We start from the raw sequence: 12,420 nt of genomic DNA, 5'->3' as shown, positions 1-12,420 counted from the left end.
TGTCCGGATAAGGTGGTCTTTTCTCAGTTGATCGAGAAAGCCGTGCGCAGGAGATTGAGCTGCGCCTGCACGCTGTTTTCATTGTCCGGCACCTTGGTGGCTTCGGTCGGACGATAGATTTCGCGGTCGAGCAGGGCGATGCGGTTCTGGAGGCGTAGCGAGCGCTCGATAAGATCACGGAAGGATTCCGGCAGGTCGTTCCAGCCGGGCGCGTTGCGGTCGACGTTGAAGCTGTCGAGACGCACCTTGCTCTTTTCGCTCAGAACCTGGTCTCGCGTCATTTCGCCATTGTTGACGGCGCGCTGCAGAAGCAGCCAGGAGGCCATCTGCATCAGGCGAGTGGTGAGGCGCATCGATTCCGCTGCATAAAGTACCGATGCCATGCGCGGCAAAACCTTCGAGGCAACACGGCCGGCGCCGTCGAGATAGCTTGCCGTTTCCTCAACCAAAGTCATGCCTTCAGTATAGAGGGTTTTGAACTGGTTGGAAGCAGCAGCGCGCCCCGCAAAGCTTATGGTATTTAAAACCTGTTCCGACATTTCTTTAAATCCCTGCTCACGCACCACACTGTCAGGCAACGAAGACTCGGATGTTTTGTTCCGGCCTTTTAGTGTTTTCAGGATGGTATCTTTACCCGAAATGCGCAAGGCAATTATTAAAGAAGGGTTAATACCCACAGTTTTACCGAATCCGGTGCGCGGTAAAAAAAGAGCCGCGAAAGCGGCTCTCAAGGTAAAACAGGGAGAAAAATCAGACCAATTCGCCGAATGGAGAAGATGCCTGAGGTCCAGAAGAACTGGACATGTATAGTAATCTCTCAGAAAGCTTAATTTTTGGTTAATGGTAAACGAAAGACTGCGCCAGAATATTTATTCCCGTTTACCATCAGCGCGGCAGACTGCTGCCGAAGGGCATTGCCTGCGGCCTTTTCTTGAATTGCTCTCAGGATCGGAAGAGGTTCTCCGCCGCTAGTCGGCCGGCGGATTTTCGGGTCCTCTCCTCCTCCAGCCGGGTGATTTCCGCTTGCAGAAGGTCGATACGGCTACCCAACTCATCGACTGAAAGAAGGCTGAGATCGCTGCCGATCTCATGCGCCACGGGTTTTTGTGGGCGGTCATCGTCAAAGAGGCTCATATGCCTGCTCCTTTTTCCACATAGTCGCCATCGTCTTCGGGATATTGCGGCGCGCGGGGGTCAAGCGCAATACTTTCCGGCGTGACGAGCGGTGAAGGTGTGGTTGGCATCATCGTCGAGAAATTGTCCTTCTCGCCGGTTGAAAGGGCGGCGCGCTGACGGCTTCTGATGATGGCATAGGCGGTGATCAGCACGTGGGCCACGGCTGTCACAAAAAACAGGGCATAAGGGCCGGAATAGGTCATGACCGCACCGCCGAGTGTTGGGCCGATAATGGTGCCGATGCCGTAAAGCAGCAGCAATCCACCCGAGACCTTGACGAAGTCTTCAGCGGCGGCATAGTCGTTGGCATGCGCCACGGCGATGGGATAAAGCGCGTTGGCGGCGGCGCCGTAAATGGCGACCATGGAAATCAGTACATAGACATCACGCGGCTGCACCACGGCAACGGCAAGGCCCGCGACGGCGCCAAGCCCGGCCAATCCAGCCAACACGTAACGGCGGTCTATCCGGTCTGAAAGACGGCCTGCCGGAAATTGCGCCAGCGCGCCGAAGAAAATCGTGACGGACACCATGATGGCTATCATGGTCGGGTCCAGGCCAGCCCGCGCGCCGAAGACAGCGCCGAGCGTACCATAAGCGCCGTTGGCGATGCCGATCATCAGAATACCGATGAAGGACACCGGTGAATTGCGGTAGAGCGCCGGTAAATCCAGGCTGACCTTCTGCAAGGGTTGGGGGCTCGCCGCCTTGGAAAGCGTGGCCGGCAGAATGGCGATGCAATAGATGATGCCGCAGATCATGAACAGCGACGTATTGCTGATGTCGCCCATCGGCACGATCATCTGCCCCGCCACGACGCCGAGCAGCGTGATGGCGATATAGAGCGAAAAGATCATGCCGCGGCTCTCATTGGTGGCACGCTCGTTCAGCCAGCTTTCGATGATCATCGAAGTGCCGGCCGTGCAGAAGCCGGTCAGTGCGCGAAGGGCAATCCACCAGACATCATCGACGATCAGGCCGGTCATCAGCACCGTCAGGCAGATGAGCGCGACAAAGGAGCCAAAGGCCCTCACATGCCCCGCACGGCGAACGATGGCGGGCGCCACAAAGCAGCCGATGACGAAGCCGGCCGCCCAGGAAGTGCCGAGAAAGCCCAGGATTTCATTGGAGTAACCTTCCGCCGAACCGCGAACCGGCAGCACGAGGCCCTGAAGGCCGTTGCCAAGAAAAAGAAACAGAGTGCTGGATAAAAGAGCGAATACGGGTAGAAGATTTCTGCTCATGAAGACACTCTCATGCGTTCGGACGGGCGGTCGGACAGGTCACAAAACGGGATTACCCGAATGAGTTGCACTCTTCTGGTGAACGGTAAAAATGTCCAGCCTGTGACGATGCAGAAATAAAGAAAAGGCTCAATAAATGACAAAGGCGATCGGCCTTTTTTTACTGCTTGCCATGGTGGTCCAGATCATCCGGCCGCTCGGCCTGCCGGGCCTTAAGAAAAGAGGCGATTGCTGGAAGATAGCGGTCGCAGCCTTTGTCATCTGGTCGGCGACGCTGCTTCTGCGCCCGTAAAGAAAAAAGCCGCCCATGGGGCGGCTTTGATTTTTCGGCATGGCTGTCGGCCTGGCCTTATGCGGCCTTTTCGAGTTCCAGCTTCCAGTTGCCCTTTGCGGCAAGGCTGTTCATGGCGGCGCGGTGCGTGAAGGCACGCTGGCCGGCAGCGACATTCTCCTGCTTGCCGCCCCATGTCTTGAGCGCTGTATCCTGGAGGGCGCGGCCATACGAATAGGTCAGCGACCAGGGCAGGTCGTAGCCGGCATTCATGGCGGAGAGATGCGCCGTCGCCTCTTCGGAGGACTGGCCGCCGGAAAGGAAGGCGATGCCCGGAACGGCGGAGGGCACGGTGGCCTTCAGAACCTTGACGGTCTTTTCCGCCACTTCCTCGACGGAAGCCTTACGAGCCTTCTTGCCGTCGATGATCATGTTCGGCTTGAGGATCATGCCTTCAAGGTTGACGCGGGCGTCGAACAGGTCTGCGAAGACGGTCTGGAGAACCCATTGCGTGACTTCCGCACAGCGATCGATGTCGTGCGTGCCGGGTTCGCCGTCCATCAGCACTTCAGGCTCCACGATCGGCACGATATCCGCCTGCTGGCAGAGAGCGGCGTAACGGGCGAGCGACTGGGAGTTAGCCTTGATCGAACCCCAGCTCGGACGCTGCTCACCTATGGTGATGACGCCGCGCCACTTGGCGAAACGGGCGCCAGCCTCGTGGTATTTGCGCAGGCGCTCGTAAAGACCGTCGAGGCCTTCGGTGATGAATTCATGTGGGTGGTAAGCCATCGGCTTTGCACCGATATCCACCTTGATGCCCGGCAGGCTGCCGGCCGCCTTGATGATATCCACGAAAGGCGTGCCGTCGGCAGCCTTCTGGAACAGGGTCTCTTCGTAAAGGATGACGCCGGAGATGTATTTCTTCATGGCGTCGTCGGAACGGAACAGCATCTCGCGATAATCGCGGCGGGCGGTCTCGGTGGACTCCAGATTGATGCTGTCGAAACGCTTTTTGATCGTTCCCGTGGATTCGTCGGCGGCGAGCAGGCCCTTGCCGTCGGCGACCATTTTGATTGCAATGTCTTCGAGACGTTCGGTCATTTGCTATTCTCCCAAGGCACAATAAATTTCCGATAACAGAAGTTCCAGGGCAGGGAAATGGCACGCTAACTCATTGAAACGATTGAAATGATTTCAATCGTTTGAAACTTTTCCTCCCGGTGCCGCTTACCAAAAAGCAAGGCCGGACAAGCATGGCTTGTCCGGCCTCGTGTCAGGCAAGTAGGGTGAGTTTACTTGGCGGCGGTCAGGATGGCAACGCCCGGCAATTCCTTGCCTTCCATCCATTCGAGGAAGGCGCCGCCAGCCGTCGAAACATAGGAGAAATCCTCGGAAACGCCGGCATGGTTGAGCGCGGCAACGGTGTCGCCGCCGCCGGCGACGGAGACGAGCTTGCCGGCTTTGGTGCATTCCGCCGCGTGTTTTGCAGCGGCAACGGTCGCCGCGTCGAAGGGTTCGATTTCGAAGGCGCCGAGCGGGCCGTTCCAGACCAGCGTTTCGGCGCGGGAAATCCAGGCCTTGATGCTTTCAACCGATTTTGGGCCGACATCGAGAACCATCGCGTCGGCAGGAATGGCGTTGATGTCGACGATTTCATTGGCGGCACCGGCCTTGAATTCGCGGGCGACGACGCCGTCCTCCGGCAGCACGATGGCGCAGCCGGATGTCGCGGCCTCGATCATGATCTGCTTTGCAGTCTCGGCGAGATCATGCTCACAGAGCGATTTGCCGACCTGTGCGCCGCGGGCGGCGAGGAAGGTGTTGGCCATGCCGCCGCCGATGACAAGGGCGTCGACCTTTTTGACGAGGTTCATCAGCAGATCGATCTTGCTCGAAACCTTGGCGCCACCGACGATGGCGACGACCGGACGGACTGGCTGGCCGAGGCCCTTTTCCAGAGCCTCAAGCTCGGCCTGCATGGTGCGGCCGGCATAGGCGGGCAGATGGCGTGCAAGGCCTTCGGTGGAAGCGTGGGCGCGGTGGGCGGCGGAGAAGGCGTCGTTCACATAGATATCGCCATTGGCCGCCAGAGCTTCGACGAAGGCCGGATCGTTCTTTTCTTCGCCCTTGTGGAAACGGGTGTTTTCCAGAAGCAGGATATCGCCATCGTTCATCTTCGCGACCGCATCCGCTGCCGGCGCGCCAATGCAATCGGCTGCGAAGGAAACGGCGTGATCGAGCACTTCCTCGACGGTGGGGACGATCTGCGAAAGCGACATGTCGGCCACCGGTTCGCCCTTCGGCCGGCCGAAATGGGCAAGCAGAATGACTTTCGCGCCCTTGCCGGACAGTTCCAGAATGGTCGGTGCAACCCGCTCGATACGGGTCGCGTCCGTTACTTTGCCATCCGCAACCGGCACGTTGAGATCAACGCGGACGAGAACGCGCTTTCCGGCAATGTCGTTAAGGTCGTCGATGGTCTTGAAAGCGGGCATAGGTCGATCCTGATTTGTTGCGAGTTCGGCACGGACCATACTATGCCTGATTGCCGACGCAAGCCGGTCAGGCCTCATTTTCTCTCACTGCGTTCGAAGGCGCGGCAGTGTCCTCGATGGCATTGCCGGAGCGCAATTGACGCCGCTGCGCCAGATGGTCGCGCACCCGGCGGATGATCTCGCCGAAGCTGATGAAGATCGGCAGGCTGGTGGCCGGCTCGACCGGTTCCAGTGAGATGCCGATGCCGGTGATGGCCTCATGTTCGTCCAGCGTTCGAACGATGAGGACAATGGAACCAAGGCGCACGCGGTCGGCATAATCGGCTTTTCCTGCAAGACGCGCCTCGATCAATTCGGCGATGCTCATGGCTTGTTCGGTCTGAGAAATCAGGCCGGGACCATAGGCCGCATCCAGCTCTTTGGCCGGTCGGGCGGGTGAGATCGCGAAGGTGCCAAAGAAATCGGCGTCGTCATCGGCAACCGGCAGGGCGCTGGCGAACAGCCGGTCGATCAGGCGGGAATAGCCGGGCGCGATGAAAAGATAGACGAGATCGTTTTCGCGCAGCCGACCGGCATATTGGTAGCGGATCGACTTGCCGTCGCGCACCACCAGCGAGGGCATCGCCCAGCGTGGAATGCGCTCGCCCTGCATGATGGCGCTGCCCTTGGCGACACGGTAGGAAATCAGCTCGTGATTGGCGGTGCCGGGAAGGTCCACTTCCAGCTTGTCGACGTCGCCCATGCGCGGGGGCACGATCAGCCCGAGCCTTGTCGCCACCGGCTTGATGGTCCAGCCCTGCACCAGCAGCGATACCAAAACGATGATGAAGGCAGCGTTGAAATAGATCTGCGCATCGTTGAGCCCACCGAGAATGGGCATGATGGCAAGCAGGATGGAAACCGCGCCGCGCAGGCCGACCCATGCCACGAAGGATGTTTCCTGCTGGGTATAGCTGAAGGGCATGAGGCTGAGCCACACCGCGAGCGGGCGGGCGACGAAGATCAGGAAAAGCGCCAGCAGCACGGCCGGGATGGCGATTGCCGGAAATTGCGACGGGGTGGCCAGAAGGCCGAGCATCAGGAACATGATGATCTGGGCAAGCCAGGTCAGCCCCTCATGGAAACGTCTGATGGTCTCCTTGGCGAAAATCCTGCGGTTGCCGGCAACGATGCCCGCCACATAGACCGCCAGAAAACCACTGCCGCCAATTGTCCCTGTGAAAGAGAAGACAAGTAGCGCCAGCGCCAGCACGAAGATCGGCGCAAGCCCGCGGTCGGCGGCGAAGCGATTGACCACGGTGGCGATCATGACGCCACCGAGCAGGCCGAAAATCACGCCAAGGCCCATCTGCTCAATGAAAAGCAGCAAAAAGCCGCTGTCGATGCCGGCCAGCCCCTGGCCCTTGGCGATGATTTCGACCAGGGCGATGGTGAGGAAGATCGCCATCGGATCATTGGTGCCGGATTCGACTTCAAGCGTCGAACGCACCTGATCGCGGATATGGATGCCGCCGATGCGCAGCAGGAAGAACACGGCCGCCGCATCCGTGGAGGCGACGATCGCGCCGAGCAACAGTCCCTCCAGCCAGGAGAGCCCGAGGAGCAGGGCGGCCGCGCCGGCGAAAAAGACGGAAGTGAGGATGACGCCGACTGTGGCAAGTGCGACGGCGGGGGCTGCCGAAAGTCGGAAGGACTGTATCGACGTGCCGAAACCGGAGTCGAAAAGAATGACGGCAAGCACAAGCGAGCCGAGCATATAGGCAAGCGGATTGTTGGTAAATTCGATGCCGAGGCCATCTACGCCTGCGGCAAGGCCGATCATCAGAAAGAGCAGCAGCAGCGGTGCGCCGAACCGGAAGGCGATGAGGCTGGAAAAGGCTGCGACGAGAACCAGAACAGTTGCCACGAGCAACAGGAGATAAAATGATTCCACGTCCACCGCCTCATTCAAACCGCGTTGGCCGATGCAATGAATGCTCTGCGCGTCTGCAGCCAATGCGCCACGGGTTGCGGTCTGTCAGCGCTTCAGTCGGTTGGCGTTGAAAGGCGACGCAAGGCGGGGTGTATCGAATGATACGGCAGGGCCGAAGTGCATTGCGCACGACCGTTGTCCCTGTGCTTCTTGTCGGTCTCAAAATGGACCAGACAAAGGCAGGAAATGGGAATTTTTTCGGCGAGTGAGCGAAGGTTCGCGCTTGAAGCAACGCCTGTCCCGCACCTGGAGCTTTTGCTTGGGAGGGATAGGCAGATTGTTGAAATAGATTCGGCAGCCGTGTTTTCACGTAACATAGCGATAATCCAGCTGCGCTAGTTGTCATCTCCGAATTGCTTTTCATCATTACCGGAGCGATCGGATGAAACGAATATCCATCTTTATATTACTGGCGGCAGGCTCGATTGTTTCGGGTTGCTCCAGCACTGAGCAGACAGCTGAAAACATGGCCGCGCAACGCGAGCGTTGTCGTGTCTTTGGCTACCCTGAAGGTTCACGGGATTTTGCCGACTGCATGATGAAGCTTTCCATGCAGCAAAGTGATTTGCGGCAACAGACTTTCGATACGATCTGGAGCAGTGCCGGTTCACACGACCCGATCATCATCAACAACAGAAAGTGAGGGTTGCCTGCCGGAAGGCTGGCGACGGGCTGGTTCCTCTCGCCTCCGGTGATTGTTTCGATCCGAAGCGTCCCCGCCTTGCTTCAGGATCGGCGCCGGCGGGATCCCTCAGTCCCGCCGGCTTTTTTCGACAAACAAAAACCGGCAGGATTGCTCCTGCCGGTTTTTTGATGGAGCGATTTATGCTCAGATGGTCTTCGCGAAGGCGACGGCCGTGTCCGACATGCGGTTGGAGAAGCCCCACTCATTGTCGTACCAGGACAGAACGCGCACGAACCTGCCTTCCATGACCTTGGTCTGATCGATCGCGAAGATCGACGAATGGCTGTCATGGTTGAAGTCGCGGGAAACCAGCGGTTCTTCGGTATAGCCGAGAATGCCCTTCAGCTTGCCGTTGGAAGCGGACTTGATCGCTTCGTTGATTTCCTCAACGCTCGTGTCGCGCTTGGCGATGAACTTGAAGTCGACGACCGAAACGTTCGGGGTCGGAACGCGGATAGACGTGCCGTCCAGCTTGCCCTTGAGGTGCGGCAGAACGAGGCCAACAGCCTTGGCGGCGCCCGTCGAGGTCGGGATCATGGACAGGGCTGCGGCGCGGGCGCGGTACAGATCCTTGTGCATGGTGTCCAGCGTCGGCTGGTCGCCCGTGTAGGAGTGGATCGTGGTCATGAAGCCATGATCGATGCCAACGACGTCATCGAGAACCTTCACAACAGGCACGAGGCAGTTGGTGGTGCAGGAGGCGTTGGAAATGACCAGATGGTCCTTCGTCAGCTGGTCGTCATTGACGCCGAAAACCACGGTGAGATCAGCGCCGTCAGCCGGAGCGGAAACGATGACGCGCTTTGCGCCAGCCGTCAGGTGAGCGGCGGCCTTGTCGCGGGCGGTGAAGATGCCCGTGCATTCGAGCGCGATATCGACACCCAGTTCCTTGTGCGGCAGCGTTGCCGGATCGCGAACGGCCGTTACCTTGATCGGCTTGCCGCCACCGACGATGATGGTGTCGCCTTCGACCTTTACGTCGGCCGGGAACTTGCCGTGGATCGAATCGTAGCGCAGCAGGTGAGCGTTGGTTTCAACCGGGCCGAGGTCGTTGATGGCAACGACTTCGATATCGGTGCGGCCGGATTCGACGATGGCGCGCAGAACATTGCGGCCGATGCGGCCGAAGCCGTTAATGGCAACTTTTACAGTCATTTACAGTCTCCCGATCAAGATATGGGCTTGGTCTTTGCGTGAATGGTGAGGGCTTGGGGCCCTCACGCGAGTTTTGCCTCGACTGCGGCGACAACGGCTTCCGCCGTGATGCCGAAGTGCTTGAAGAGATCCTTCGCCGGCGCGGACGCACCGAAGGAATGCATGCCAACGAAAGCGCCGTCGGAACCGATGAAATAATCCCAGCCCTGGCGGATGGCGGCTTCCACCGCGATTTTCACCGGCGCCTTGCCGATTATGGCATTGCGATAGGTTTCCGGCTGTTCCTTGAAGAGTTCAAAGCAGGGAACGGAGACGACGCGGGCCGAAATGCCGTTGTCCTTCAGCGTTGCAGCGGCTTTCAGCGCCACTTCGACTTCCGAACCGGAGGCGAAGATCGAAACCTTCGCGTCGCTTGCCGATACGAGCTCGTAAGCGCCGTAGGCGGAAAGGTTCTTTTCTTCATATTCCTTGCGCGAAGGCGCCAGGTTCTGACGGGTAAGCGCCAGTGCGGACGGGCGATGCTTCTGCTCGAGAGCCAGCTGCCAGCATTCCGCCGTCTCGGTTTCATCCGCCGGGCGGAAGACGAGAAGGTTCGGAATGGCGCGAAGGGCAGCGATCTGCTCGACCGGCTGATGGGTCGGACCGTCTTCGCCGACGCCGATGGAATCATGCGTCAGAACGTGGACGACGCGGATGCCCATGAGGGCCGCAAGACGGATCGACGGACGGCAATAATCCGAGAAGATCAGGAAGCCGCCGGCATAGGGGATGAGACCGCCATGCAGCGCGATGCCGTTCATGGCCGCTGCCATGCCGTGCTCGCGGATGCCGTAATGCAGGTAACGGCCTGAGAAGTCGCTCGGCGTGATGGACTTCATCTGGCTGGTCTTGGTGTTGTTGGACGGCGTCAGGTCAGCCGAACCACCGACCATTTCCGGCAGGATGCCGTTGATGACTTCGAGCGCGTCCTCGGAGGCCTTGCGGGTGGCAACCGTCGGGTTGTTTTCGATGATCTTCTTCTTGAAGGCATCGATGGAGCTGTCGAAATTGCCGGGCAGGTCGCCGGCGAAACGACGCTTGAATTCGGCCTTCTTGCCGGCTTCAGCGGCTTCGAGGCGGGCTTCCCAATCCTGGCGGGTCTTGGTGGAGCGCAGGCCGGCGAGGCGCCATGCATCGAGCACGTCTTCCGGAATGACGAAAGCTTCGGCTTCCCAGTTGAGGCTCTTGCGCGCAGCGGCGATTTCTTCGGCGCCGAGCGGGTTGCCGTGCACCTTGTGGGTGCCCTGCTTGTTGGGCGCGCCGAAACCGATCACGGTCTTGCAGGCGATGAAGGTCGGGCGGTCGGATTTCTGCGCGGCTTCGATGGCGGCGGCAATCGCGTCCGGGTCATGGCCATCGACGCGGATGGTGTTCCAGTGAACGGCCTGGAAGCGGGCAATCTGGTCGGTGCTGTCGGAAAGGCCAACTTCACCGTCGATGGTGATGTTGTTGTCATCCCAGAACAGAACGAGCTTGTTGAGCTTCAGGTGGCCGGCAAGCGCGATGGCTTCGTGGCTGATGCCTTCCATGAGGCAGCCGTCGCCGCAAAGCACATAGGTGAAGTGGCTCTGCAGGTCGGAACCGAACTCCTCTTCCAGCTTGCGCTCAGCGATTGCCATGCCGACGGCGTTGGCGATGCCCTGTCCGAGCGGGCCGGTGGTGGTTTCGATGCCGGTCGCATGGCCATATTCGGGGTGGCCGGCGGTCTTGGAACCGAACTGACGGAAGCGCTTGATCTCGTCGATCGTCATGTCCTCGTAGCCCGTCAAATAGAGCAGCGAGTAAAGAAGCATCGAACCATGGCCCGCCGACAGCACGAAGCGGTCACGATCCGCCCAAAGCGGCGCCTTGGGATCGAATTTCAGGTAACGGGTGAAGAGAACGGTGGCGACATCAGCTGCGCCCATCGGCAGACCGGGATGGCCTGAATTGGCCTTCTCCACTGCATCCATGGCAAGAAAGCGGATCGCATTTGCCATCCGGTTGTGTTTGTCGCGAGAAATCATGGCTTTTCCGTCTGTTTCCGGGTGAAAGGAGATAGTTTTACGCAACTATCCAAAAAGCGGGTTGATCCATAGCAGGTGAGGCCGGCAAGTCAATAAATCCACGGGCGTTTGCGGTTCGCTCCGGGAGAAAAAATCGTTTAGAAAACCGGGTGTCCTGACAAAATTCGTGCGATATGGGCCGGCGTCTCTTCGTTCATCCACAGAGCAAAACGCCTCAATGCACTGGTTTGATTGACGGGATGATAAATCGGGTAATAACCTCGTGATTGTTGAAAAGGCCTGAAACCGGACGATTCGCCCGGTGGCGTGCGAGTTGGAAAAAACGATGTCGGCTGAGAAGACCGTACAATCTGCGCTGACGGAGCTGAATGCTGCCATCACAAATCTCGAAAATGCCATCGATATGCGTATCGAGCGGCAAAGGGAGACGGGCGAGATCGATAATGAGGTCAAACGGGTCCATGTCGACCGCGCCAGGCTGGCGCAGGAACTGGATCAGGCCGAGTTTCGCGCCAACCGTCTTGAAGAAGTCAACCGCGAGGTTTCCCGCCGTCTGGTGACGGCGATGGAAACGATCCGCGCGGTGCTGGATCGATAGGAGCGGTTTCATGGCGCAAGTCACTGTTATGATCGACGGCAAGGCCTATCGCATGGCGTGCGAAGCGGGGCAGGAAGATCACCTGACCGACCTTGCCACGCGTTTTGACCGTTATGTCGGGCACCTCAAGAGCCAGTTCGGTGAAATCGGTGATCTCAGGCTCACCGTCATGGCCGGCATCATGGTGATGGACGAGCTTTCCGAAATCAACCGCAAGCTCGAGAAGCTGGAAGGCGAAGTCACTTCCCTTTCCCGCAACCGCGATGGCATGGCCGAGCACAAGGCGAAGTCGGACGAGATGGTGGCGCTTGCCATCGGCGATCTGGCTGACCGCCTGAACGGAATAACCGACAAACTGCTGGCCCGGCCGAAGCCCGCGGCGCATTGATTGGTTGAAGAGTTTTGAGGCGGCAAAATTTCGCACCGCCCCTCTGGCGGTTTTCCCCGATCCGTCCTATATCTTGGATGCGTTCTGCGCTTCCCGACAGGAACCACAATCCCTGGGGCCATACTCGATCCAAAGGGAGCTGTCCCTGGCCAGTCCCGTGGGGCTGGACACACGGTGCCCACCTACTTTTGTAGGCACCCAGGATCGTAAATCTCCATCGGTCGCCGTGGATCGCGCTTGAAGTTTCGGGTCAACCCCGGTTCTTCACCTGATTATTTTATCGTCGACAGTTATTTTTAACTACTGCCGGGAACGGCTTTTTTATAGCGCCGTCATTGCAATGGCGGAACAATTCCCTATTATCCGGATTGGTATGTCTGTCATGCCC

General features: G+C 58.8%; 12 protein-coding genes and 1 other RNA gene. 5 read left to right on the top strand and 8 right to left on the bottom strand.

Features of this window, described 5'->3' with window-relative positions:
* Positions 1 to 23: 23 nt before the first annotated feature.
* The 3 genes from rcdA to ACQZ5F_RS17110 form a co-directional block, all read right to left on the bottom strand.
* A complete protein-coding gene (gene rcdA, locus ACQZ5F_RS17120; protein WP_046799920.1) occupies positions 24 to 539 on the bottom strand; it encodes a protease adaptor protein RcdA in 516 nt (171 codons plus the stop codon).
* Between the two features lie 403 nt (positions 540 to 942).
* Positions 943 to 1,134, bottom strand: coding sequence for a DUF1192 domain-containing protein (locus ACQZ5F_RS17115; RefSeq protein ID WP_046799919.1), 192 nt, complete (start codon positions 1,132 to 1,134; stop codon positions 943 to 945).
* Positions 1,131 to 2,420, bottom strand: a complete 1,290-nt coding sequence (locus tag ACQZ5F_RS17110; protein ID WP_137086953.1) for an MFS transporter — start codon at positions 2,418 to 2,420, stop codon at positions 1,131 to 1,133. The genes ACQZ5F_RS17115 and ACQZ5F_RS17110 overlap by 4 nt, the downstream gene beginning before the upstream one ends.
* Positions 2,421 to 2,556: 136 nt before the next feature.
* On the opposite strand from ACQZ5F_RS17110, the gene ACQZ5F_RS17105 reads away from it, so the two are divergent.
* Positions 2,557 to 2,712, top strand: coding sequence for a hypothetical protein (locus ACQZ5F_RS17105; RefSeq protein WP_003497629.1), 156 nt, complete (start codon positions 2,557 to 2,559; stop codon positions 2,710 to 2,712).
* 57 nt (positions 2,713 to 2,769) lie between these two features.
* Here the strand turns inward: ACQZ5F_RS17105 and ACQZ5F_RS17100 are convergent, their stop codons facing one another.
* From ACQZ5F_RS17100 to ACQZ5F_RS17090, 3 genes are all read right to left on the bottom strand, one after another.
* Complete coding sequence (locus tag ACQZ5F_RS17100; RefSeq protein ID WP_046799917.1) at positions 2,770 to 3,795, bottom strand: class I fructose-bisphosphate aldolase; 1,026 nt, start codon at positions 3,793 to 3,795, stop codon at positions 2,770 to 2,772.
* Positions 3,796 to 3,986: 191 nt separating this feature from the next.
* Positions 3,987 to 5,189, bottom strand: a complete 1,203-nt coding sequence (locus tag ACQZ5F_RS17095; protein ID WP_448730596.1) for a phosphoglycerate kinase — start codon at positions 5,187 to 5,189, stop codon at positions 3,987 to 3,989.
* Positions 5,190 to 5,256: 67 nt separating this feature from the next.
* Positions 5,257 to 7,122 (bottom strand): potassium/proton antiporter, encoded by a 1,866-nt coding sequence (locus tag ACQZ5F_RS17090; RefSeq protein ID WP_225244091.1) that lies wholly within the window; start codon positions 7,120 to 7,122, stop codon positions 5,257 to 5,259.
* Positions 7,123 to 7,543: 421 nt separating this feature from the next.
* Here ACQZ5F_RS17090 and ACQZ5F_RS17085 point away from each other — a divergent pair, with 421 nt between their 5' ends.
* Positions 7,544 to 7,804: a hypothetical protein gene (locus ACQZ5F_RS17085; RefSeq protein ID WP_046799915.1), complete on the top strand. Its 261-nt coding sequence runs from the start codon at positions 7,544 to 7,546 to the stop codon at positions 7,802 to 7,804.
* 186 nt (positions 7,805 to 7,990) lie between these two features.
* Here ACQZ5F_RS17085 and gap read toward each other — a convergent pair whose 3' ends face one another.
* Positions 7,991 to 9,001 (bottom strand): type I glyceraldehyde-3-phosphate dehydrogenase, encoded by a 1,011-nt coding sequence (gene gap / locus ACQZ5F_RS17080; RefSeq protein WP_046799914.1) that lies wholly within the window; start codon positions 8,999 to 9,001, stop codon positions 7,991 to 7,993.
* 62 nt (positions 9,002 to 9,063) lie between these two features.
* Positions 9,064 to 11,046 carry a transketolase gene (gene tkt, locus ACQZ5F_RS17075; protein WP_052819449.1) on the bottom strand — a complete coding sequence of 661 codons (1,983 nt, stop codon included), beginning with the start codon at positions 11,044 to 11,046 and terminating at the stop codon, positions 9,064 to 9,066.
* Between the two features lie 325 nt (positions 11,047 to 11,371).
* Here tkt and ACQZ5F_RS17070 point away from each other — a divergent pair, with 325 nt between their 5' ends.
* The 3 genes from ACQZ5F_RS17070 to ssrS all read left to right on the top strand — a co-directional run bounded on the left by ACQZ5F_RS17070 (position 11,372) and on the right by ssrS (position 12,269).
* A complete protein-coding gene (locus tag ACQZ5F_RS17070) occupies positions 11,372 to 11,644 on the top strand; it encodes a DUF4164 domain-containing protein (RefSeq protein WP_046799912.1) in 273 nt (90 codons plus the stop codon).
* 10 nt (positions 11,645 to 11,654) lie between these two features.
* Entirely contained in the window at positions 11,655 to 12,032 is a 378-nt protein-coding gene (locus tag ACQZ5F_RS17065) for a cell division protein ZapA (RefSeq protein WP_046799911.1), read from the top strand.
* A gap of 78 nt (positions 12,033 to 12,110) precedes the next feature.
* Positions 12,111 to 12,269: non-coding RNA, 6S RNA (gene ssrS, locus ACQZ5F_RS17060), on the top strand.
* The last annotated feature ends 151 nt before the right edge of the window (positions 12,270 to 12,420 follow it).

Source organism: Agrobacterium sp. 22-210-1 (assembly GCF_053522525.1).
The sequence above is the reverse complement of the archived record's forward strand: the minus strand, read 5'-3'. Positions and strand labels throughout refer to the sequence as shown.